This window comes from Aeromonas sp. HMWF015 (assembly GCF_963878965.1).
In the GTDB taxonomy this organism is placed as follows: Bacteria; Pseudomonadota; Gammaproteobacteria; order Enterobacterales; family Aeromonadaceae; genus Aeromonas; species Aeromonas veronii.
Genome location: NZ_CAWNZT010000115.1, coordinates 27,493 through 49,839, shown reverse-complemented (window position 1 = coordinate 49,839; position 22,347 = coordinate 27,493). Strand labels below are relative to the sequence as shown.

20 protein-coding genes and 1 pseudogene are annotated in these 22,347 nt (G+C 57.2%); 12 read left to right on the top strand and 9 right to left on the bottom strand.

The features are described from left to right. Together AACS18_RS23160 and AACS18_RS05900 are read left to right on the top strand one after the other, a co-directional pair. The coding region (locus tag AACS18_RS23160; protein ID WP_219927958.1) for a hypothetical protein at positions 1 to 234 on the top strand (234 nt) is incomplete at its 5' end. Continuing rightward, on the top strand, positions 192 to 482 hold the full coding sequence (locus tag AACS18_RS05900; protein WP_108612106.1) for a hypothetical protein: 291 nt from the start codon (positions 192 to 194) through the stop codon (positions 480 to 482). The genes AACS18_RS23160 and AACS18_RS05900, both read left to right, overlap by 43 nt. Here AACS18_RS05900 and AACS18_RS05895 read toward each other — a convergent pair. After that, positions 456 to 3,899: pseudogene (locus AACS18_RS05895) on the bottom strand (ATP-binding protein). The gene AACS18_RS05900 and the pseudogene AACS18_RS05895 overlap by 27 nt on opposite strands. Positions 3,900 to 4,021: 122 nt before the next feature. Between AACS18_RS05895 and AACS18_RS05890 the strand changes: the two are divergent. Beyond that, positions 4,022 to 4,660: a response regulator gene (locus tag AACS18_RS05890; protein WP_108612105.1), complete on the top strand. Its 639-nt coding sequence runs from the start codon at positions 4,022 to 4,024 to the stop codon at positions 4,658 to 4,660. Here the strand turns inward: AACS18_RS05890 and AACS18_RS05885 are convergent. The 4 genes from AACS18_RS05885 to AACS18_RS05870 form a co-directional block, all read right to left on the bottom strand. Further along, a complete protein-coding gene (locus AACS18_RS05885; RefSeq protein WP_258228677.1) occupies positions 4,657 to 5,874 on the bottom strand; it encodes a hypothetical protein in 1,218 nt (405 codons plus the stop codon). The genes AACS18_RS05890 and AACS18_RS05885 overlap by 4 nt on opposite strands. Then, entirely contained in the window at positions 5,844 to 8,252 is a 2,409-nt protein-coding gene (locus AACS18_RS05880; protein WP_108612103.1) for a TcfC E-set like domain-containing protein, read from the bottom strand. The genes AACS18_RS05885 and AACS18_RS05880 overlap by 31 nt, the downstream gene beginning before the upstream one ends. Before the next feature lie 64 nt (positions 8,253 to 8,316). Beyond that, a complete protein-coding gene (locus tag AACS18_RS05875) occupies positions 8,317 to 8,805 on the bottom strand; it encodes a CS1 type fimbrial major subunit (RefSeq protein WP_108612102.1) in 489 nt (162 codons plus the stop codon). Between the two features lie 46 nt (positions 8,806 to 8,851). Then, positions 8,852 to 9,556, bottom strand: coding sequence for a hypothetical protein (locus AACS18_RS05870; RefSeq protein WP_108612101.1), 705 nt, complete (start codon positions 9,554 to 9,556; stop codon positions 8,852 to 8,854). Positions 9,557 to 9,849: 293 nt separating this feature from the next. On the opposite strand from AACS18_RS05870, the gene AACS18_RS05865 reads away from it, so the two are divergent. From AACS18_RS05865 to AACS18_RS05855, 3 genes are all read left to right on the top strand, one after another. Further along, on the top strand, positions 9,850 to 10,587 hold the full coding sequence (locus AACS18_RS05865; protein WP_108612100.1) for an EAL domain-containing protein: 738 nt from the start codon (positions 9,850 to 9,852) through the stop codon (positions 10,585 to 10,587). A gap of 256 nt (positions 10,588 to 10,843) precedes the next feature. After that, positions 10,844 to 12,205: a prephenate-dependent tRNA uridine(34) hydroxylase TrhP gene (gene trhP / locus AACS18_RS05860; RefSeq protein ID WP_005334895.1), complete on the top strand. Its 1,362-nt coding sequence runs from the start codon at positions 10,844 to 10,846 to the stop codon at positions 12,203 to 12,205. Position 12,206: 1 nt separating this feature from the next. After that, on the top strand, positions 12,207 to 12,455 hold the full coding sequence (locus tag AACS18_RS05855) for a YfhL family 4Fe-4S dicluster ferredoxin (protein WP_005334896.1): 249 nt from the start codon (positions 12,207 to 12,209) through the stop codon (positions 12,453 to 12,455). A gap of 75 nt (positions 12,456 to 12,530) precedes the next feature. On the opposite strand, the gene AACS18_RS05850 is transcribed toward AACS18_RS05855, so the two are convergent. Next, a complete protein-coding gene (locus AACS18_RS05850) occupies positions 12,531 to 12,923 on the bottom strand; it encodes a DUF1090 domain-containing protein (protein WP_108612099.1) in 393 nt (130 codons plus the stop codon). Between the two features lie 158 nt (positions 12,924 to 13,081). On the opposite strand from AACS18_RS05850, the gene AACS18_RS05845 reads away from it, so the two are divergent. Next, positions 13,082 to 13,435 (top strand): DsrE/DsrF/TusD sulfur relay family protein, encoded by a 354-nt coding sequence (locus tag AACS18_RS05845; RefSeq protein ID WP_108612098.1) that lies wholly within the window; start codon positions 13,082 to 13,084, stop codon positions 13,433 to 13,435. Between the two features lie 175 nt (positions 13,436 to 13,610). Then, complete coding sequence (locus AACS18_RS05840) at positions 13,611 to 14,693, top strand: protoglobin domain-containing protein (RefSeq protein ID WP_108612097.1); 1,083 nt, start codon at positions 13,611 to 13,613, stop codon at positions 14,691 to 14,693. A gap of 34 nt (positions 14,694 to 14,727) precedes the next feature. On the opposite strand, the gene AACS18_RS05835 is transcribed toward AACS18_RS05840, so the two are convergent. Together AACS18_RS05835 and sohB are read right to left on the bottom strand one after the other, a co-directional pair. Then, positions 14,728 to 15,951: an MFS transporter gene (locus AACS18_RS05835; protein ID WP_108612096.1), complete on the bottom strand. Its 1,224-nt coding sequence runs from the start codon at positions 15,949 to 15,951 to the stop codon at positions 14,728 to 14,730. A 180-nt stretch (positions 15,952 to 16,131) separates the two neighbouring features. Continuing rightward, complete coding sequence (sohB, locus tag AACS18_RS05830) at positions 16,132 to 17,139, bottom strand: protease SohB (RefSeq protein WP_108612095.1); 1,008 nt, start codon at positions 17,137 to 17,139, stop codon at positions 16,132 to 16,134. Positions 17,140 to 17,361: 222 nt separating this feature from the next. On the opposite strand from sohB, the gene AACS18_RS05825 reads away from it, so the two are divergent. After that, the gene (locus AACS18_RS05825) at positions 17,362 to 18,117 is read left to right on the top strand and encodes a YciK family oxidoreductase (RefSeq protein WP_005334909.1); all 756 of its coding nucleotides are present in this window, start codon (positions 17,362 to 17,364) and stop codon (positions 18,115 to 18,117) included. A 132-nt stretch (positions 18,118 to 18,249) separates the two neighbouring features. After that, positions 18,250 to 19,164 carry a LysR family transcriptional regulator gene (locus tag AACS18_RS05820; protein WP_108612094.1) on the top strand — a complete coding sequence of 305 codons (915 nt, stop codon included), beginning with the start codon at positions 18,250 to 18,252 and terminating at the stop codon, positions 19,162 to 19,164. A gap of 14 nt (positions 19,165 to 19,178) precedes the next feature. Here the strand turns inward: AACS18_RS05820 and AACS18_RS05815 are convergent, their stop codons facing one another. Further along, positions 19,179 to 20,351, bottom strand: coding sequence for an MFS transporter (locus AACS18_RS05815; protein ID WP_005334914.1), 1,173 nt, complete (start codon positions 20,349 to 20,351; stop codon positions 19,179 to 19,181). A gap of 182 nt (positions 20,352 to 20,533) precedes the next feature. On the opposite strand from AACS18_RS05815, the gene AACS18_RS05810 reads away from it, so the two are divergent. Both AACS18_RS05810 and AACS18_RS23155 read left to right on the top strand, forming a co-directional pair. After that, on the top strand, positions 20,534 to 21,676 hold the full coding sequence (locus AACS18_RS05810; protein WP_108612093.1) for a MalY/PatB family protein: 1,143 nt from the start codon (positions 20,534 to 20,536) through the stop codon (positions 21,674 to 21,676). An 82-nt stretch (positions 21,677 to 21,758) separates the two neighbouring features. Then, a partial coding sequence (locus tag AACS18_RS23155) for a TAXI family TRAP transporter solute-binding subunit (protein WP_374956603.1) occupies positions 21,759 to 22,347 on the top strand: 589 nt, incomplete at its 3' end.

Sequence of the window (22,347 nt, the reverse complement as noted above, 5' to 3'; positions counted from 1 at the left end):
AAATCTGACGGCTCTGCCTTCGAAGGTTCGAATCCTTCTCCCTCCACCATCATTCAAGAAAACCCGGCCTCGCGCCGGGTTTTCGCTTTCTGCCCTCCTCCCGATTTTCCCCCGAGCGTGTCAGATTTGACAGTTGCAACTGCATTCAATATCGCTGATTGTGGCAGCATCAACATCAGAGTATTCACATCATGTTTGAAGTCTGGGACGAGCATGGCCATGCAACCGGTCTGACACTGCAGGCGCTCAAAGTCAGAATAAGCAACGACTATCAGGGCGAGCTGATGGTGCGCTACAGCAACAAGCTGGGACTCCCCACGACCCTCTTTTTGACCATCCATCAGGGCGTAGCCTATCAGCGCTTCAAAGCCGGCTCACCAAAACTGGATTGGGAGTGGCTGGCCACCGCAGGCAATGGCCATACCCCACGCAATTTTATGAGTGAACAGTTCCCCTTACTCCAATTCTCCCTCGATAACTGAGTACCCATCTCTCTCGCTCAATAGCGTCAGTTCACCGATGATTTGCTGTAATTGGGCACGAAATCTTGTCACCTCATCACTACAAGATGGCGATCCAAACTGGCGGATTTTTTCTTCCAATCGCCATGCCTGTTCAGCCAGCTGCGGCGCCATCATCATACTGATGGTGCCCGCCTGACGATGTACCCAATTGGCCAATCCATTGTCATCGAGAGGCTCCTGTGTCATCGACTGTTCAAGCTCCTGGCGAAAAAGCGGAAACATCTGCCGCAACTTGTCACCTTGCCCAAAGAATGCCGCCATGGCCGCGACATCAATCAAGGTTGGCGCGGGTAAAATTTGCCACTTCTGCAACATCTGACGCAGCGCATCCTGCAGCACCGGTTTGCCCAGCAGATCGTCCATACCGGCAGCAACGCAGCGCGTGGCATGCTCCGGCAACACATTGGCCGTCATGGCGATGATCAGCAGCCGCTCGTCCTCCTCACCCGCCCGCACCCTGCGGGTGAACTCATATCCATCCATCACCGGCATCTGGCAGTCACAGAGCACCAGATCATAGGGATGCTGCGCGACCATCTCGAGGGCCTGCTGACCGTGCTCTGCCAGATCACAACTCAGCTCAAGCTGCCTGAGCTGACGTATCACCAACGACTGGTTGAGGGGATTATCTTCCACAAGCAATACCCGATAGGGCAGCATGGGCGCGCTCTTTCGGATCCCTTGCGTTGCCGTCCCATCGCTCAAGCCAAGCTGGCGATAGCAGACTTCCCGCACCGCATGCCAGCTCATGGGATTGCTGTTGAGGATGTAGCCCCTCTCATCACAGCGATAACCGAGGGGGGTTGCCAGCGGCAGCACCCGGATGACCCCGTTGCTCACCAGCTCATGGTCTGTGAAACGCAACTGAGCATCACCAGACTCCGACGTTCGTGTTACCCCCAAGGCACCAAGATGCAACAGCAGGGTATGGCACAGCTTCTCGTCATGGAGATCGATATGGGCTTGCACGCCATTGAGACGAAGATCCGGCTCTCGCTGTGCAAGCACTGGCAACGTAACCGTCAGGCTGATGAAAGTGCCTAGCCCAGGGGCACTCTCCAGCCGGATCTCACCACCCATCAAGGTGGCAAGGGTCTGGCAGATACTTAGCCCCAAGCCAGTACCACCATAACTGCGGGTGGTGGAGCTCTCTGCCTGCTCAAAGGCATTGAAGATCCGGCCAAGCGCCTCTGGGCTCATACCGATACCGCTGTCGCGCACGCCGAAGCGCAATTGCTGTTGCTCCTCCCCTTGTGCCAGCAATTGCACCGAGATTTCGATAAAGCCCCGCTCGGTGAACTTGATGGCATTGCTGACAAAGTTGAAGAGGATCTGGCGCAGACGCAGCGCATCACCGCTTACCCGGGCCGCCACACCGGCATCCGCCCAGAGATAGACGCGCAACCCCTTGCGATGCACCTCGCTCACCGTCATGGTCAGCACGCTGTCGATCAATTCACGGATGAGAAAAGGGGCCTCTTCGAGCTGCATCTTGCCCGCTTCCAGCTTGGCGAAGTCGAGCACGTTGTCGATCAGCGCATGCAACCCCTGGGCACCGCGGTTGATAACCTCGACCATCTGGCGCTGATCCTGGGTCAGCTCGGTAAAGGTGAGCTGCTCCGCCATACCGACAATGCCATTCATGGGCGTGCGAATTTCGTGGCTCATGGTGGCCAGAAACTCCCCTTTCTGGGTGGCGGCAGACTCCGCCTTGGTCTTGGCTCTGGCGAGTGCTGCCTCAACCTGATGACGCCGGACTATCTCCTGACGCAGCCGCCAGTAAGCCACCGACAGAACGAGAATAAAAAGCGTGATCGCCACCCCGGCGGGCAGCAGGGTGCGCACCAGTTTCGCTCTGGGGATCCCTTCGCTGTAATTGAGCGCCAGCCAGCTGTTGCGGATCTGCCGTTTCTCCTTGTCACTCATGCTGGCAAACACCCGGTTGACCAAAGGCAGCAAGGGACCATACGGCTCACGTACCGCTACGGCTAGCTCATCCTTGAAAGGGGTTGGGGCGGCGATATGGAGTAGTTCATCAAACTGCTCGGTGATAAGACGGGAGACCACCACCAGATTGCCGATATAGGCATCTCCTTCTCCAGCGGCAACACGGGCGAGCCCCTCGCTGGCATCACGGGTCGTGGTCAATTTCAGGTCGGGCACCATTGCCCTGAGTTCGGGGATCAGCATGCTGTCGGTCAGCAACAGCTCTTTACCGGCCAGATCGGAGAGATCCCCGATCGGAAGACTGCCTCGAGCCGTCACCAGTACCAACGGGAATGATGCAAAGGACTCGCTGGCATGCCAGCCCACCAACCGCTCGATAATGCGGGTGGGTAATACCGCCAAGTCTATCTCGTGATGCAGCAGCAACTGCTGCAGATCGGGCCAGCTCGACACCGGCACACTGTGGTATGCCAGACCCAACTTCTCTTGCAGCAACGCCAGGTGGTCTGCCATCAAACCAACCGTATTTCCATCCTCATCGCGGTAAGAGAAGGGTACCCAGCCGGGGAGTAACCCCAGCTTTAGCGGTGGCAGTGTCGAGAGTCAGCCACGCTCATCAGGACGCAGCAAGAAATTACTGTGCCCCATAAAATGGGGCTCCAGACTCTCCCCCAGCCAGCGTTTCTCCAGTTCACTGCGCGCCTCGACTGTCAGCGCCTGAATGGCCGTATCAAGCCGGATGGCAAGGGTGTGTTTCTGGCTGGCAATACCAAGGTGAAGGGTTTCCATCAACAAGGGCGACTGGGCGACCACTGCTAGTGCAGGGTGACGCTCGATAAACAGATTGGCCACGTGTAGGTTGCCGATATAGGCATCTGCTCGCCCTTGTTCAACCGCCTGCAATGCACGGCGTGTATCGACAAAGAGCCGCGGTGTGACATTGGGATAATGCAGCTTCACCAGCTTCTCGGTCAGAAAACCTTTTTCGATGGCAATGCTGGCGGAGTGCAACCGGCTCACATCCCGAAACAGGGCACTGTCCTGGCGCACCACCACCACGGTTGGCGAGGTGTAGTAAGGCAGGCTATAGGTGACACACTGGCGCACCTCAGAGTTAAACGCGTCGAGCAGGATATCCAGCTTGCCACTGCAGGCATCGGCATACATGGCTTCCCAGTCAGGGTAGACCTGCCAGGCAATCCGGTAGTCCAGCTTTTTGGCCAATTGTTCCATCAATTCAACACTAAAGCCGGCGGCGACCTTGCCATCCCACTGCTGAAAAGGGCCCCACCCTCCGGCCAATATGCCCACTTCAATCGTTGGGACAGAGGAACCAGATTCCGCCAATACGGCAGGCGTCAAGAAAAAAACAGAGACAAAAATTATGAATCGTTTGATTAATAACATAAGCGAATAATATATAAGCATAACGATTCAAATATATTTATCAAAAGATATAAGCACCTGAAAAAATGGGGTGCGCACGGTAGTATAGAAATGTTAGTTTTGATAGCCTGAATATTATTCACCGTTTTATAAGAGGCTCATCCATGTCCTTCAAGATTATTCTTGCCGATGACCATCCCTTGATTCTGACCGGGATCCGCAGCCTGATTGACCAGATAACACCCCATTGTGAAGTGATCGCCGAGGCATATCAGGTATCTGACTTGCTGAAATTATTGCAACAGCATCATTGTGATCTGCTGATCACTGATTTCAGCATGCCGGGTGATATCCGCTGCGATGGTCTGGTGATGATCCAGCAGTTGCGTAGGGATTATCCAAACCTGTCCATTATTGTGCTGACCCAAATCCAGAACAGCGCAATCTTGCAATCCCTTATTCAGTTTGGGGTAAACGGTCTGATACTGAAAAAATCGGTTATCAATGAACTGGCTGATGCCATTCGCCAGATATTGCTCGGTCATCGCTATATTGGTCCTACGGTAAAAACACTGCTGGCCAATGCCGGAATCTCTGCTCAAGGTGACACCCACCCGCTTACACCCAAGGAGAGTGAAGTGGTGCGCCTGCTGGCGAGCGGCATGTCAGTCACTCAGGTTGCCGACTATCTCCATCGCAGCGTTAAAACCATCAGCACCCAGAAAAAGAGTGCCATGCAGCGACTGGGTATTAGCAGCGATAGCGCCCTTTTTGACTATGCCAAAAGCAGCGGGCTCTGTTAATCAATAGCCGCGTCAAATATCAGAGTGACATCTCCTTTATAGGTAGAGCCAGGGTATTTCATCATTTCTTTGACTACATCACCAACGACCATGAATTTAATATTTCTTGCTCCATTAAGTATAGGGTTTCCCGGCGATGGGGAAAATTTAAATGGTATTGTAGTTATCTTAAACTCTTCATTATTTCCATTAATAAAATATGTATTTAATGTTGCTTGATGTCCTTTTGTATTTTTTAACCCACATTCTGTTCCAGATAAATATTGGCAGCGCAGAGTTACTGTAAATGGCGCACTGGCCCAAAGTCGAAATGGTAACTTTTGATGTAATAAATTAGGTACTTTTTTCCCATTATTAGCAAAATTAATCCACCCACCAGGTGGCAATAAAGTCACTTTGCTTCGCCCTTCCATCTCTCCTTTTGGAAAGTCAACTCTAAGCTGATGACGAACGGTCAGCTTAACACTAATTTCATGCGCTAGTACTCCCTGATAAATTCCATCACCAAAATCAATGTCTTGATGTCTACCAATATAAAACTTTAAACTACCCGTGTAGTTTCCATTTGACATTTGGAGAGGATTTGGTGACTCAATGCGAAACCCATAAATTACACGGTCAATCCAATAATATCCAGAATCATCCTCAGGACTATAAAAATAACACTCAGCTGCACGAGTCTGCGCACTAGTTATAATAGAATGTAACAGTAACTCGGAAAAAGCTGGTGTTCCCCATGCGTTTTCCGTCGAAAAAACACAGTCACCATTTATTCTACTCATTGGTCTATAGTGACCACCAGGTAGCTGCATTTTTTCTGTTTCAACTCCTATATGTGTAGGTACCATGATTAGCTCGTATGAGCTCCCATCTTTATCATTAGTAATAGTAAATCTTTTAGGGCCTGAAAGGCTATAATAACTCAGATAATATGACTTTCCTTGTTTAGATCTAATCGAACGAAAAACATCTACAGGAAATTGAATGATAGTTGAACTTTCCAACGGTTTTTTAGGATTACAATAATATAGTTCAAATGGATATTCCATGCTGCATGATGTTTTGTTGATAAAGCGACCACCTTGGTGTTCATAACTATTAGGAATGTATTCAGCAATAATGTTGAACTTTTCTGCATGCACCGAGTGGCTCACACTAAATATAATAAAACAAACCATAGATATTATTTTTTTACAGTAATACTCGCTGAACACCTTAAATCTCCCAATAAAATAATATCCGACTCATCCATGTGGCCTTGTTCTCTAGCCGGATTATTGCAATGGAGGGTACCATTATGTTCCACGCTAAATTCCGGCTGTCGTCGGCTCGCCTCCAGCGCAAAGAAGCCGTCATTTTCTGTAAATGCCCGCCCTATGGGGTTGCTGACCATGGCGCCACGTAGTGGCTGATTTTGCTCGTCCAGCAGACGACCTATCACTGTGACTGTGCTCACCGCATTCACTTGCCCATAGCCAACCCCGCCACGATTAAGGTGATAGGGAAGCACACTGGGTTTGATGGTGAGTGGTGTCCCTTCGTGATCGGCCATCTCCAGTTGCAAGGCGCCACTTTGCAAGGCGGGCACAGAGACCAGATGGCGACCGGGTCCCAGAGCCTGTACGCTACCCAGATCGTCGCTGACCCGGATCCGCGCCGCCTCGTCATCGGCCTCGATATCAAGGATCATCGCCGCCTCATTGCCCATGTCGCCCATCTCTCGAGAACCGAGCGCCAGATCCCCCTCCCGCCCCAGTGCCACCACGCTCTCCAGATTGATACCGCCAGTCACCTGTTCGTTATAGGAGGAGTGCTGGGCAAACAGGTCGCCACCCAACCAGGGCGCGGCGAAGCGGCCATAACCGGATAGACCGGTACCATAGCTGTCGTGGGTGCTACCGACGCTGACCTGACGCAGCGGCCCCCAGTCCACCTCCTGCTGATAATTGAGATAGGCGCTGCGCTGGGCTCCGCCCGAGCGGGAAGTATTGCTGCCCAGCCCCAACGACAACTGGCGATCCTGTCCGCCCAGGTTGACGGTCAGACTGAATGTGCTGCCGCGATCCCGCTGCTGCGCCGTGCTTTCGCTGCCAGGACGATCGAACAGGGTCACGCCCCAGGTCACCCAACGCCCCCACAGGCGGTCACTGTAGTGCCACCCCACATCAGCGCCGTTGCCACGACCAGACTGGTGAGAGAGATAGACACCGAGGGATCCCCACTTTTCCAGCGACTGCTGCAGTGACAGGCTGGACACTGAACTCGCCTCCCCCTGCTTGCGCAGATTGCGCGAATGGCTGGCCACCAGACTGCTGTTGCCATGCCAGTAGATCCCCTGCAGATCGTAACCCCACCCCATGCCAACACTCTGGTTGAGGGAGGCAAAGCCGTGAAGCTGACTGGTCGCCTCCCAGTCGAGCGAGAGGGCGTGCTGGGTCCGTCTGCCCACATACTGGCTACCCGCCCCCACCACCAACGAAGGAAGCAACAGGTGGTTCATCGCAGCGCCGCCACTGGCCCCCTCCAAATCGCTATCGCCTTGACGTACCAGCCAGCGGGTCTGACGCCCGGCAAACAGGTTGAAGCGCCACGGCTCCTCCGGCGTCTGCCAGTTGGAGGGTTTGTAGATCATTTCGCGCCAACGGCGGGTCTCCTGACCATCCTCCAGCAACCGCAGTTCTACCTCGTAGATACCTCCGGGCAGCGATCGGGTATCAAGTGCCTGCAAACCCGATACGACCGGCTGGGACTGGATCAGGTTGCCATCACGATAGATCTCCACCATGCCCGGCCGGGCCGGTGCCACCTGGATCGGCGCCAGACTGGGGACCCCGCGCTCCCGGCGCAGCAGATCCGAGCTGCCCCACATCATCCCGAGCACTGTGGGGGTCGCGCCACTGTAGTAGTTGGGCTGACGCACCAACCCCTGCGCCGAGGGAAAGAAGAAGCCGAGACGATAAAAATTGGCCTCATGGAGCCGCTCGCCATAAAGCTGAGCCAGGCCCACTTCACTCGATTGCCCCTCCTGCCAGGTGGCATCCCCCTCCATAAAGGGGGTCCACTGCCCCCAGCTGCCCTCCAGCTGCAGGTTGTAGTGTCCATTGCGCTGGGGGCCCTGCACCAGGTTCAGCTGGTTCTGGACCAGCAACCCCTTGCTGTCCCCAGGCACTGCGATAAAACGCTGATCCCGCGCCTCCTGTTCTACCTCACCGGTCAGCACCGAGAGCTGGGACTCCTCCAGGCTGTATTGCAATCCCACAATGCCTTCGGGACAGGCACGGCTGCACTCGCCGAGCGGCAGGTGCGATCCCAACCTAGTCAGCCAGCGTTCACGCGCCCCCTCGTCAAACTCGCTCTCCTGCACATCCACCAGTGAGAGCAGTTGTACCGAGTTATCGCGCCCTAGCAGCACTTCCCCATCACCCAGCAGGCGATCGTCCACGGTCACCCGCACCATCAGGGGAACGCCAAAAAAGTGCTCTTCAAACCCCTCTGGCAACTGCCGCGCCTGTTGCAGCAACAGTGCCGGGTCTGCCGCCGCCAGTGAGACAGAGAGCAACGACCCGAGCAAGAGAAGAAGATAACGAACCATGAAATGCAACCTGAATGCCTGGGATCTCAATTAAAGGGGGTCTGATGACCCCCACATACTCATGTCAGCTGCCTTGAGCAGGCGGTGCCTCCGATTCAAACATCATGCTGACAATCCCCTGATAGTTGCCGGGCTTGTAGCCACCAGTTGGTGCCACGGCCGGAATAACCTCCAGCCCGACCTGTTTGCCGGTATTGGCATCCGCCTGGGTCAACAGCTCGGTGGATGTGGTGGTCAGTGCGACACCTCCGACCTTGACCGTCAAACCGATGCTCTCCTTGCCGCTGGCCATGGTGGCGGGATAGACCAGATAACCCTTGATGGAGCCAAGCGTGCTCTTCATCTCCAACTGCTTGGCTAATGGCTCCAGCTGCTGATTAAAGGGGTTGAAGGTCAGTTTTTGCGGGGTACTCATCCAGTCTCCCACAGGTTGCACGTAAAACTTGTCAGTCGGGATCTGCGCCGTTACCGTCACCGTATGCTCGATACGCTCGGCCGCCATCAGCGAACCGCTCGCCAACAACAGGGCGGGAAAAAGCGATAACATCTTCATAGCCACTCCTTCAGGTGTGATTGTCGTTCTTGTGATATATCGAGATTCAGAGCTTGAACTCCCTGAATACCGATTTTTTCCCTTCGATCAGTTCAAAACGAACCGTCTGGGTTGCCTCTTGACTAACCCGCTTTTTAACGCCGGGCAGCAGATGCATCTTCTCCGGTTGACTGCATGACCTCTCTTTTTCGCCACACAGTTCCAGATAATCGAGAATAACGGTGGCATTGCCCCGGTTCTCCACATAGAGAACACCATTTTCACGGTCAATCCGGGTGTCATAACGGGTCTCTTTGGGGGCCACAAACAGAATGGTGCCAAAACCGGTCATGATGCTGACCCCAGCGCTAATTTGCTGTCGTGGTGGCAATTCGGTTATTTCATCACCCTGTGGTTTGACCGGTACAAAACGCACCCGAAAATAACGCTCATGTTCCCGCTCTCCCATATAGATAAAGCGGGTAGCCTGTGAGCCACCAGCTGGAATAATCAGCCGTGATGGACTGGTCACCAACTGGCGAACGCCCTCCTCAGGTAATTCCCGCTCCTTGGGTATACCATCGGCACTATATACAATTTCGGCTAGCGTTATTTTGACAAAGGCCGACTCATCGCCAAGATTTCTAACCCGCTTGAGCAGAGTCGTTTTTTCTGCAGACATATAGTCATATAAGGTACCAACGCTAATATCCGGCGATGCCAAGGCACTGCCGCTGAATATAAGCAGCAATACAATTAAAATTTTATTCATGAATGGTAATCACACTGTAAAAACAATTGAGAGTAGCGCCTTCATAGCAGGCTTTGCAAAATAGATGACGTCAATATATTCAATATAGTCAATATACGTTTATCGCCCAATGATCATATTTGGCTCAGCGAGTCGTCATTGAGGCAAGTTTAAACAGTCAACACTCCGGACTTAATCGGAATAATCTGATGCTACCAAAATATTTTTCCCGCAAACAATCAGACGATTCCTACAGCCAGCTTTCAACATTATCCCCTATTATCCGAAGCCATATCCGTCAACAGGGAAGAGCCATGTTTGCGTTTAAAGAAGAGTTTCCGGTCAGTGACGTGGTATCCCTGACGACAGCGGACATTGCCGTGCCCTTTTATCAGCCAATTGTTGACCGGGATCGCCAGATCATCGGCTTTGAGGCGCTGGCCAGACGCTGGGAACCCCGCCAGCAACGCTATCAAGGAATAGACTTTCCCTCTCTCAGCAATGAAGAGTACCTGCATGTGGATATCGTTATGCTCAGAGCCATTTGGCGTGATCTGCCCGTGCTGGCACGCCATGCTCCTTGCTCCCTCTCGATAAACCTCAACCCTGCTTTTGAGAGCCCTACCTATAAGAACCTGCTGTTACTCACTCTCTTGCAGGCCCGCAAGCTGGATATCGCAATCTGGTTCGAGGTGGTGGAGTACGCCCCGCTAGAGCGCAAGGAGTTGGCCCTGATCGAGGTACTGCGCAGCCACGGTGCCCAAATCGCCTGCGATGACTTTGGCACCCAGGAGTGCAACTTCCAGCGAGTGATGGCGCTCCCCTACGAGATCATCAAGCTGGATCGCTCCCTGCTGCTACAGGCGGTCAAGAGTAGCCATGCCTTGCGCATGCTGACCGGACTGGTGGAGTACCTGCAGCGACTCGGCATGAAGGTGGTGTGCGAAGGGGTGGAAAACCAGACCCATATAGAGATTGCCGACCAGCTCGGCTGTGACTATCAACAGGGTTACGTCTACGCCATGCCCGCCCCCCTCTCCCGTTGGGCCTGAGCGGCTGTTTCATATCGGCATCCTATTGGCTCGCACAGCCAACAATTTCCTGCCAAATTGCATGATGACGTGGGGGCGAGTACAATCTCGCACCCCGAATATCCGGCGCATCTTCTTTAGATAACCCCGGATATGCCGTCATCGGGTCGCGCTGCATTGAGCCTCCTCTCGAAGGGCATCTTGCACCGCAACTCAACCACTACGATGCCATCAGGTGGCATCGTCCTGATTTGCAATCAGATATAAAGAGTCCGCCATGTTTAAACCAGAATTGCTCTCCCCCGCAGGTTCCCTCAAGAACATGCGTTACGCCTATGCCTATGGCGCCGATGCCGTCTATGCCGGTCAGCCCCGCTACAGTCTGCGGGTGCGCAACAACGAATTCGATCACGAAAACCTGCAGCTGGGCATCAACGAAGCCCATGCGCTGGGCAAGCAGTTCTATGTGGTGGCCAACATCCAGCCCCACAACTCCAAGCTCAAGACCTTTATCCGCGATATGCGCCCTGTGGTGGAGATGAAGCCGGATGCGCTGATCATGTCCGACCCCGGTCTTATCATGATGATGCGCGAAGCCTTCCCGGATATGCCCATTCATCTGTCGGTGCAGGCCAACGCGGTCAACTGGGCCACGGTGAAGTTCTGGCATCAGATGGGCCTTACCCGCGCCATCCTCTCCCGCGAGCTGTCGCTGGACGAGATCGAAGAGATCCGCATGCAGGTACCGGAGATGGAGCTGGAGGTGTTCGTCCACGGGGCGCTGTGCATGGCCTACTCCGGCCGCTGCCTGCTCTCCGGCTATATCAACAAGCGTGACCCCAACCAGGGCACCTGCACCAACTCCTGCCGCTGGGAGTACAAGGTGCACGAAGGTAAAGAAGATGACGTGGGCCAGATCGTCCACCGTCAGGAGCCCATCGCAGTGCGTCCGGACAACACGCTAGGCCTTGGCAAACCGACCGATGCCTTAGTGCTGCTGGAAGAGTCCAACCGCCCGGGCGAGTACATGAGCGCGTTCGAAGACGAACACGGCACCTACATCATGAACTCCAAGGACTTGCGCGCGGTCGAGCACGTCGAGCGACTGACCAAGATGGGCGTTCATTCCCTGAAAATCGAAGGGCGCACCAAATCCTTCTACTACTGCGCCCGTACCGCTCAGGTCTATCGCAAGGCCATCGACGATGCAGTGGCAGGTCGTCCGTTTGACCGCAGCCTGATGGGCACCCTCGAAAATCTGGCCCACCGCGGCTACACCGAGGGCTTCCTGCGCCGTCACAACCACAGCGAATACCAGAACTACGACTACGGCTATTCCGTCTCCGACACCCAGCAGTTTGTCGGCGAGATCACCGGTCGCAAAGGTGACATGGTCGAGGTCGAGGTGAAGAACAAGTTCCTGGTGGGCAACAACCTGGAGCTGATGACCCCGCAGGGCAACGTCCGTTTCAATCTGGAGCAGATGGAGAACCGCAAAGGGGAGCTTATCGATACCGCGCCGGGCAACGGTCACGTGGTCTATGTGCCGGTCCCGAAAGATCTGGATGTGAACTACGGCATCCTGCTGCGCAATCTGGGCGACAGCCAGGATACCCGCAACCCGCACACGGCGGCCTGAGATGGCGCTGCTCATCACCGACAAGTGCATCAACTGTGACATGTGCGATCCCGAGTGCCCCAACCAGGCTATCAGCCTGGGTGAGGAGATCTACGAGATCGACCCCAGTCGCTGCACCGAGTGCGTCGGTCACTATGAGAAGCCGACCTGCATCAGTGTCTGCCCTATCGACTGCATCATCTGGGATCCCGCTCATGTGGAGACCGAAGATCAGCTGATGGAAAAATTTGTGCGGATGCACAGGCAGTAGCTGATGCACAGACCGTAAAACGAAAAAAAGGCCGAGCAATCGGCCTTTTTTGATCCTGCGTGCAGCGGCTGGCCATCACTTGCCGACCAGCCGGATCAGTTTGTCCAGCTCACGCTGGGCCTCCAGCATCCGGGTCTGGGACTCCTCCAGCTTGGCCTGCCGCTTGGCAATCTTCTCCGGTTTGCCACTGACTCTCGCCTCCTGCAGCTCGAGCAGGCGCTCGTCCACCTCGCCGCGCAGTTTGTTAACCCGCTCTTTCTGCTCCTTGAGCAGACCTTCATCAGTACAGTTGGCCTTGATATTGCGCGCTGCCTGTTCGAGCCCGGCAATCTGCCCGGCATTGTTGTGTGCTTTGGCAAACACCAGCTGGTCGTTGACGGCCTGCAGACGGGCCTTGCAACCAACCGCCTCACTGCCAAAGGCCTGACCCGCCAACAGCAGCAAGCCGGCTCCCAATACTTTCCACATCTCGATTCATCCGGTCTTGTTTGCGAGCTGACCATAAAAACCTCGATCGGCGGCAGGGTCAAGCAAGCGGGAAAAAGGTGCGACAGAAGTTGTGCAACATCACGCTATTGCCACCCTGTTGGTTCTACAATGGCGCTCTTTCCAATCGGGAGTCTGTTATGAATCAACAATTTGTGGTCATTGCCAACGGGGCCCCCTATGGCAGCGAATCCCTGTTCAACGCCTTGCGTCTCGCTATCGCCCTCAACGAACAGGGAGGTGCCAGCCTGAAGCTGTTCCTGATGTCAGATGCGGTGAGCGCTGCGCTGGCCGGTCAGGCTCCGGCCGAAGGGTACAACCTGCGCCAGATGCTGGAGATCCTGCTGGCACAAGGCGTCACCATTCGCCTGTGCAAGACCTGCACCGATGCCCGTGGCATCACCGCCCTGCCACTGATCGAGGGCATTGAGGTCGGCACCCTGCCGATGCTGGCCCAGTGGACCCTGGCTGCCGACAAGGTGCTGACCTTCTGATCACCCCCTCCAGATCTCTTGCCCCTTTAGCCTTCACATGACCCTCCATGGCCCCCGCCACGCGGGGGCATTGCGCGCGCCACCAGTCCAACTGACCATACTATCAATTGAGACTCTTTCTTGCTTGTCCCACCTCACGGACAGCACAACGCCCAGCCATAGAGCGAGGACGACGATGAATCCGACCGAACAGACTCTGCTTGAGCAGATGAGGATCACCGAATTCGAGATTGCTCATCGCAAGGAGTTATTGCTGCTCAATGAACAGGATGTGGCGCGGCTGGCAAGTTACTGCAGCAAGATAGAGCCACGGATCGATGCCCTGGTGGATCGCTTCTACCAGCAACAGACAGCCATCACCGAAATCGCCCTGCTGATCGGCGATGCCGACACTCTCATCCGGCTGCGCACCGCGCAACGGCGTTATGTGCTCGATCTCTTCAGCGGCCATTACGATCTGGAGTACGTCAACAACCGGCTCCGGATCGGGCTTGTTCACAAGCGGATCGGGGTCGAACCCAAGCTCTATCTGGCCGCCATCAACACCCTCAAGGCCCTGCTTATCGAAGATATGTTCGAGCAACTCCACGATGAACCGGAGCGCCTCGCCATGCTGGCGGCACTGGACAAACTCTTTCTGTTCGACATCACCCTGGTCTTCGAAACCTATATTCGCAGTCTGGTGTCGGAAATAGAGTCCTCCAGAGAGAAGTCTGAGAACTATGCCAAGAGTCTGGAGCAGAAAGTACGCGAGCGTACCAAACAACTGGAGGAGCTGAACCGCACCGATGCTCTGACCGGATTGCTCAACGTTCGCCACCTCAACGAGCTGTTGCTGCTGAGCCTGCGCACCTGTCAGCGCCGTGCCGAACCCATGGCCATCGCCTATCTCGATATCGACAACTTCAAGCAAATCAACGATACCGAGGGTCACCAGCGCGGAGACGAGATCCTGCGCATCGTTGGCCACTGCATCCGTCAGGTCTTTCGCGCCGAAGACAGCTGCTTTCGTTATGGCGGAGATGAGTTCTGCCTGATCCTGCCCAACTGCAACGAGAGTCAGGCGCGGGATATCTATCTCAAACGATTGGTCAACACCGTCAAGGAGCAGTTGGGCGATCTCACCCTCAGTATCGGCATAGTGCAGACCGGGCCGGAGCACTACGACGACGGGCTAAACCTGATCCGGCTCGCCGACGAGAGGATGTACGCAGCCAAGAAGGCGCTCAAAGAGAAGACTCCGGGTAGCACGCACTGAACATTCAGCATCACAGATCCCCGCGTTAACCGGGTCAGCTCCGCTCAACCACAGACGTGGCCGCAGCGGGACGCTGTACTCTGGCCCCCCACTCATAGAGCGCAAAAATCGCCACACAAAGCAGCGCCATCAGCACATAGAGCAACTGGCCGCTCCACTGTTCGAGGATCCAGCCGCCCAGCAGGGCACCTGCGGCCCCTCCCAACCCGGCCAGTGCACTGGCGCCAAAATAGCTTCCCTTGAGGTGGGTGGGGGCCATCTGGTCGATCAGCACGTTGAGCAGGGGGAACAGGATGGTCTCGCCGATGCTGAGCAGCAGCACGGCGCCAAACCAGTGGCTGCGCACCATCGGGTCCCCCAGCGCGAAGAGCAGCTGGGCCGCCAGAAAGAGCGCCATGCCGATATGAAGCCGTACCCGCACCGGCCAGCGTGACAACAACCGCAGCAGCGGAAACTGCAGCAGCACCACGGTCAGGGCATTGGTCGCCACCAGCAGAGCAACCAGCTCGGCCACCTGCGGCATACCGGCCCGGGTCAGGTATTGCACCAGCGGCGAGTGAAACTGGGAGTAGACCAGCACCATCAGGAGATTGGCCATCACCAGCAGCAGGAAGGCGCGATCCGCCAGCAACACCTTGATGGCATCCCGTAAGCCGGGCCCGGCAGTCCCCGGCTTGCCTGTGCTGCCAGCCCGGCGAAATCCCAAGCCAAAGGCTAGCGCCAACAACAGATAGCTCACCACCAGAAACAGGAAGGTCTCCTGCTGGGCGTTGATCCCGAGGGTCACCCCGAGCAGCGGCCCCAACGCGGCCCCCAGGTTGAGCAGAAAATAGCGCAGGTGCAGTGCCAGCTCCCGCGCTTTGGCCGAGGCCAGACTGTCAGCCATCAACGCCTTGCCAGGGGCATCGATGAGTCCCGACGATAGGCCGCTGCCCATCACCCCGACCCCGAGCCAGAACACCTCGTGCGAAAAACCGAGCAGACCGAAACAGAGCATCGCCACCAGACAACCGGCCAGCAGTATGCTGCGCCGCCCGAAGCGATCAGAGAGCCAGCCACCGTAAAAACTGACCAGGGTAGAGAGGGCCATTGAGCCCCCCAGCAGCAGGCCGATGAAGGTGGCCGAGAGGTCATACTCCCGATAGAGCAGAATGGAGAGGAAGGGCCACACCATGTAGTAGCTGGTACGCACCATGAAGGTGCCCAGAATGACGATCCAGACCAGCGGGGTAAATTGCCTGAAGGTGCTCCATGACATCGCTATGCTCCATGCCCCGCAGCTCTTACCACAAGATCCTGTCATAAACGGGGAAAGCATTCAGTTGTAACAGAGGGCCTCAATAGAAACAACCCTCGCCCACCAGCAAGGAGCAACCGGATGCAAAAAGGCCAGCCGGTGGGCATCGGCTGGCCTTTTTATCGCGGGATTTCCCTCTGGCTAGCGCCAGGGGCTCTGCTGCCACAGCCGCCCCAGTCCGGCTTCCAGCGCCTGCGCGCCCTGCTGCCCCAGCTTCTGGGTCAGGCTTTTTGGCTTGCGATAGCTGATGCCGATCACCTTGTGGTGGCTGGCCTGCGCCAGCAGGTAGTCATCGCTGGTGCAGAGGGTATCCACCAACCCCAGCCCCTTGGCCTGACTCGCCAGCCAGTGCTCGCCGGTCGTGACCTGATCGATATCGAGTTGCGGGCGGTGTTCTGCCACAAAGGCCTTGAAGCGCTCGTGGATCGCCGCCAGCTCCTCACGAAACTTCTCGCGCCCCAGATCGTCGTTCTCACCGAACATGGTGATGGTGCGCTTATACTGACCGGCGGTGTGCATCTCGAATTCGATGTCGTGCTTTTTCAACAACTTGTTGAAGTTCGGCATCTGGGCGATCACCCCGATGGAGCCGACGATGGCAAAGGGGGCAGCCAGGATCTTGTCCGCCACGCAGGCCATCATGTAGCCGCCGCTCGCCGCCACCTTATCGATAGCCACGGTGAGCTTGATGTCACGATCGCGCAGCCGCTGCAGCTGGGAAGCGGCCAAGCCGTAGCCATGCACTACGCCACCACCGGATTCAAGCCGCAGCAGCACCTCGTCGCCGGGCTGGGCGACACCAATCACCGCACTCACCTCCTCGCGCAGGGAGGCCACCTCTTTGGCATCCATGCTGCCGTTGAAGTCGAGCACGAACAGGCGGCTGCGCTCATCACCGGCCTTGGCGCGCTTTTTCTGCTCCTCTTTCTGCTGCTTTTCCAGCACCTTGCGCTCAGCCTTGCTGGCAAGCGCGCTCTTGAGCGCAAACTGCCCCTGCTCCAGCTCGCTCGAGAGATCGCTCACCACCAGCTCACCCTTGCGCGCTTTCGGCTGGCGAGTGCTGACGATCATCAGGATGATGGCGCCGATGGCCAGCAGGAAGGTCACTGTCTTGGCCAGAAACAGGCCATATTCGGTCAGAAATGTCACGATGGACTCCAGAATGGATCGGTTTTCGTCACATTCTAGGGAGTTTGGCGAATGCGCGCAAAAAATCGCAGCCAGTGCCCGGAAAAACCAACCCGAGCATCACAACCTCTCTATTTTCTTCACATTTTTCTTGCCGCTGGCTGGTCAAACGGGCGCACGGATCAGTACACTTGGCGCCGATTGCCATGCACTTATGGCCGGAATTTGTTAACAGGAGTTGTCATGCTCGATTATCAGGCACCCCGCGATCTGCTCAAGGATAAAGTCATTCTGGTCACCGGTGCCGGCGACGGGATCGGCCGCGAAGCCGCCCTCACCTACGCCGCTCACGGTGCCACCGTGATCCTGCTCGGCCGCACCAGCGCCAAACTCGAAGCCGTGTATGACCAGATTGAAGCGGCCGGTTATCCGCTGCCCGCCATCGTGCCGGTGGATCTGAAAGGGGCCACCGCCGCCCACTACCGCGGCATGGCCGAAACCTTCGCCCAGCAGTTTGGCCGCCTCGACGGCGTGCTGTTCAATGCCGGTCTGCTCGGCACCCTCTCTCCGTTTGAACACATTCAGGAGAAGGAGTGGGACGAAGTAATGCAGGTCAACGTCAAATCGGAATTCCTGCTGACCCAGGCGCTGCTTCCGCTGCTGCGCCAGACCGCCAAGGCGCAGGGCGATGCCTCCATCGTCTACACCTCCTCCAGCGTGGGACGCAAGGGGCGCGCCTACTGGGGCACCTATGCCATCTCCAAATTTGCCATCGAGGGGATGATGGAAGTGCTGGCCGACGAGCTGGAAAACACCGGTGTGCGGGTCAATACCCTCAACCCGGGCGGTACCCGCACCAAGATGCGCGCCAGCGCCTTCCCGGCGGAAGATCCCATGAACCTCAAGACCCCGGCCGACCTGATGCCGCTCTACCTCTACCTGATGGGGTCCGACAGCCGCGGCAAAACCGGCCAGACCTTTGTGGCTCAGCCAAAATAAACAAGTTGCGTGGCCCAGCCCAAATAAATCAATAAAATACCCAGAGTGTTGTGCGGCAAGGGTTAAATTGAATAGGGGGCACAGGCTCCATGTTCGAACCACTGACCATCCTATCTCCAATCAGGTTGAACTATGTTTCGTCCCAAGAGCACGTTTGAGCAATGGCGGATCTTTCAGGCGGTGGTCGACTGCGGCGGCTACGCCCAGGCGGCCGAGGCGCTGAACAAGAGCCAGTCCTCCCTCAATCATGCGGTTGCAAAGTTGCAGCAAAGTCTGGGGGTGCCCTTGCTGGAGGTGCGCGGCCGCAAGGCGGTGCTGACGCCGGCGGGCGAGATCTTCCTCAAGCGGGCCCGTCAGTTGAGCCAACAGGTGGAAGAGCTGGAAAATCTGGCCAACAACCTGGAGCGGCAGTGGGAGCCGCAGATCAACCTCTATGTCTCGGCGCTGCAACCAAGGGATCGCCTCTATCGGGCCTTGGCCAGCTTCTATCCCCGCAGCCGGGGTTGCCGGGTCAACCTGCACGAACGCATTCACTGCCACTTCAACGCCCTGCAACCGGGGGATCTGATGCTCTCCGAGCACCTGCCCGGCGATCGCACCGGTCTGCTGCTGGACGAGGTGTGCCTGCTGCCGCTCTGCGCCGCCAGCCATCCGCTGGCACAGGAGGAGGGGGCCATCCGCAGCGATGTGCTGACCGGCCACAACCAGATCAGCCTGCATCCCCCCATTCACCGCTCGGTGGACTGGAACGATGCGGATGACACCGGCTGGAAGGCGACCCACTACCACGAAGTGCTCGCCATGCTGCGCCTTGGCCTCGGCTATGCCTGGCTGCCGCGCCATCTGGTAGAGCGGGAGCTGGCAGAAGGGTCACTCATACAGCTGGATCTGGAGAGCGGCAACGAGCGCCACCTCTACACCTACTTGCTGACCCTCTCCCCCGAATCCCTCGGCCCAGCGACCGAGCTGCTGCTGCGCTGCCTGCGCAACGAATATCAGGGCGAATCATCGCTGCTCCCGCACGCCCAGCCCCAGCACGACAAATAACAGCCAGCCCCCCGTCAGACGTTGGGCACCCGCCAGCTGGCGGCCAGTGCTACCAGTGCCAATCCCAGCGCAACCATAAAGACCCCGTGGAAACTCCACACCTCCGCCACCACACCGGCGATGGCCCCCGCCATGATGGAGCCGGTGCGGATGCTGTTGGCAAACAGGGTGGTCGCTACCCCGGCCCGCCCCGGCATCAGATCCTGAAAATAAGACATGCCGATCCCCGCCACGATACCAATGAAGATGGCGTTGAACAGCTGCAAGGCGATCAGGGCGTATTGATCGGTGAGGGTCACCAGACCTGTGTAAAAGGCCGCGCCAGCCAGTACCGCCAGCAACATCATGGGGCGCTTGCCAAAGCGCGCCGTGTAATAACCCGCCAGCAGCATGAAGGGGATCTCCAGCGCCGCCGCCGTACCCATCAGGATGCCGGCAAGCTTCTCATCCATCCCCAGTTCCCGGGTGATATAGAGCGGCATATTGATGAGGTACATGCTGTTGCAGGTCCACATCAGGGTGGAGGCGATAAAGAGCGCCCGCACCGCCGGATCCCGCCAGCTGCTGACCCGCTCTGTCTCTTCGGCCATTTTGGGTAGCGGCAGAGAGGGCAGCCAGCGCCACACCACCAGGGCGCAGAGCAGGTAGGCGAGTGCCGAGGCCAGATACATCAGCTCAAAACCGTAGCCGATGGCCAGCGCAAAGGCGATGGGCGGGCCTATGACCCAGGCCAGCGAAAATTGGGCTCGCATCACCGAGCTGAACATGTCCGCCCGTCGGTTGCGGCTGTCGGAGTACTCCCGCGCCAGCGCAAACAACTGGGGGCTGGCAGTGGCCGCCAGCGCCGCCAACATGACCCCCAGACTCGCCAGTAGCCAGTAGTTGCGGTTCCAGGCAAACAGCAAGGAGAGCGCCACCCCGGCAAAGCAGCAGCGCAGGATCAGTCGCTTGCGATCCCCCTTGTTGTCGGAGCGGTGGCCCAGCCATTGGCTGACCAGAATGCCCACCACCGCATTGATGGTATAGAAGAGCCCGACCAGAAAGGGGCGCACCTGCACCTCTTCGGCCAGAAACAGACTTAAGGTAGGCACCTGCAGTGCCACCGCGACGCCGGTCATGAAGGTCACAGCCAGAAATGAAAGAGAGACGGGGTCCGGGCGTTTGACCGCCGCTATCGACAAGCTCATAGGGTTACCACTGATTGGAAGGACGATACGGGCTAACGGGCGGCAGCCGTATGAAAATTCGGCGCCTATCTTATGTCACTATCAAGAGCGGGCTCAAGGATGGCATAAGCGGGTGTGCGCCTTGCGAGGGAGGCCGCGACCCCGTAGAGTGAAAGCCCATCCTGCCAGCACAAGGAGTTCGCATGTTTGATTTTGATCAGGAAGTAGACCGCAGTGGCACCATGAGCCTGAAATGGGACAAGTACAAGGGTCAGGATGTGCTGCCCATGTGGGTTGCCGATACCGACTTTGTCTCCCCCCCGTCCGTGATCGAGGCGTTGACCAAACGGGTTGCCCACGGCATTTTCGGCTATTCACGCCCCTCGCCGCGCCTGATCGAACTCATTATCGAACGGATGGCGACCCGCTATGGCTGGGCCATCGAGCCCGAATGGCTGGTGTTCCTGCCCGGCGTGGTGCCGGGGCTCAACCTTGCCTGCAAGGCGTGGAGCCAGCATGGCCGCGGTATCATCACCCCCAAGCCGGTCTACTACCCCTTCCTGCAGGCGCCGGGCTTCAATGATCGTCCCCTGCTTACCGTGCCGATGATTGAAGAAGCCGGTCGCTGGGTGCTGGATCTTGAAGAGCTGGAGCATCAGGCTCCCGCCGCAGATCTGCTGCTGCTCTGCAACCCCCACAACCCGGGCGGCACCATCTTCACCCGTGACGAGCTGCTGGCCATCGATGCCATCGCTGCGCGCCACAATCTGGTGATCTGCTCCGATGAAATCCACTGCGATCTGCTGCTGGATAAGAATGCCCGCCACATTCCCTACGGCGCCATCAGTGCACAAGCAGCCGAGCGCTGCGCGGTGATGATGGCCCCGAGCAAGACCTTCAATATCGCTGGTCTCTGCTGCTCCTTCGCCATTATCCCCAACGCCCGTCTGCGCTTCAGGCTGCAACAGGCGATGCGCGGCATCAGCGCCGACGTCAACCTGCTGGGCTTTGTCGCCGCCGAAGCGGCCTATGAGGGTGGCGAACAGTGGCTGACCGAGCAACTCGACTATCTGGCGGCCAATCTGGCCCTGATCCAGCAGGCGGTTGCCCGCTGGCCCGGCGTCAAGCTGGCCAACCATCAGGCGACGTATCTGGCCTGGATCGATGTGAGCGCCCTTGGCCTTGCCGATCCTATCGCCTTCTTCGAGCAGGCCGGCGTTGGTCTCTCCCCCGGCGCCCAGTTTGGCGACGGTCAGTTCGTGCGGCTCAACTTCGGCTGCACCAGGGCACGGCTGACCGACGCGCTGGCGCGGATGGAGCGGGCAATCCTCAACAACAAGCCCTGATCAGCCAGCAACGGGATGGGCAAGCCCCATCCCTTTTTCCCCTGTGTCATCAGCCAGCGGTCAACTCAGTCAACGGTCAATTATGTCTCTACGGATCTTGCATCACCTTCTGCTCCCACTCTGTGCACTCTCTGCGCTGCTCCCCTTTGGCAGCCAGGCGCTGACTATCGGAACGGGCCCGCTCAATGGGGTCTACTACCCGACCGGTGGCGCCATCTGTCGGGTGCTCAATGCCGGCCATGCCCTGCATGGGGACAGCTGCACCGTGCAGAGCACCCGTGGCTCGATGGCCAACATCAAGGCACTCGACAAGGGGGACGTACAGCTGGCACTGGTGCAATCCGATGTGTTGCACCACGCCCTGCACGGCACCGGTCCCTTCAGTGGGCAGGGGGCCAACAATGAGCTGCGCAGCCTGTTTCGCCTCTATCAGGAGTCATTGACCCTGCTGGCCGCACCCAATAGCGGCATCACCACCCTGGCAGATATCGAAGGGAAACGGGTCTATCCGGGCAACAAGGGCGCCGGTGAGCAGATCACCAGCCAGGCCCTGATGACAGCCATGGGATGGCAACCCGGGCAGTTTGCTGCCTATCAACTCAAGTCGGACAGCGAACCGCTGGAAGGGCTGTGCGATGGCTCGCTGGATGCCGCTTTTGTGGTGGCCGGTC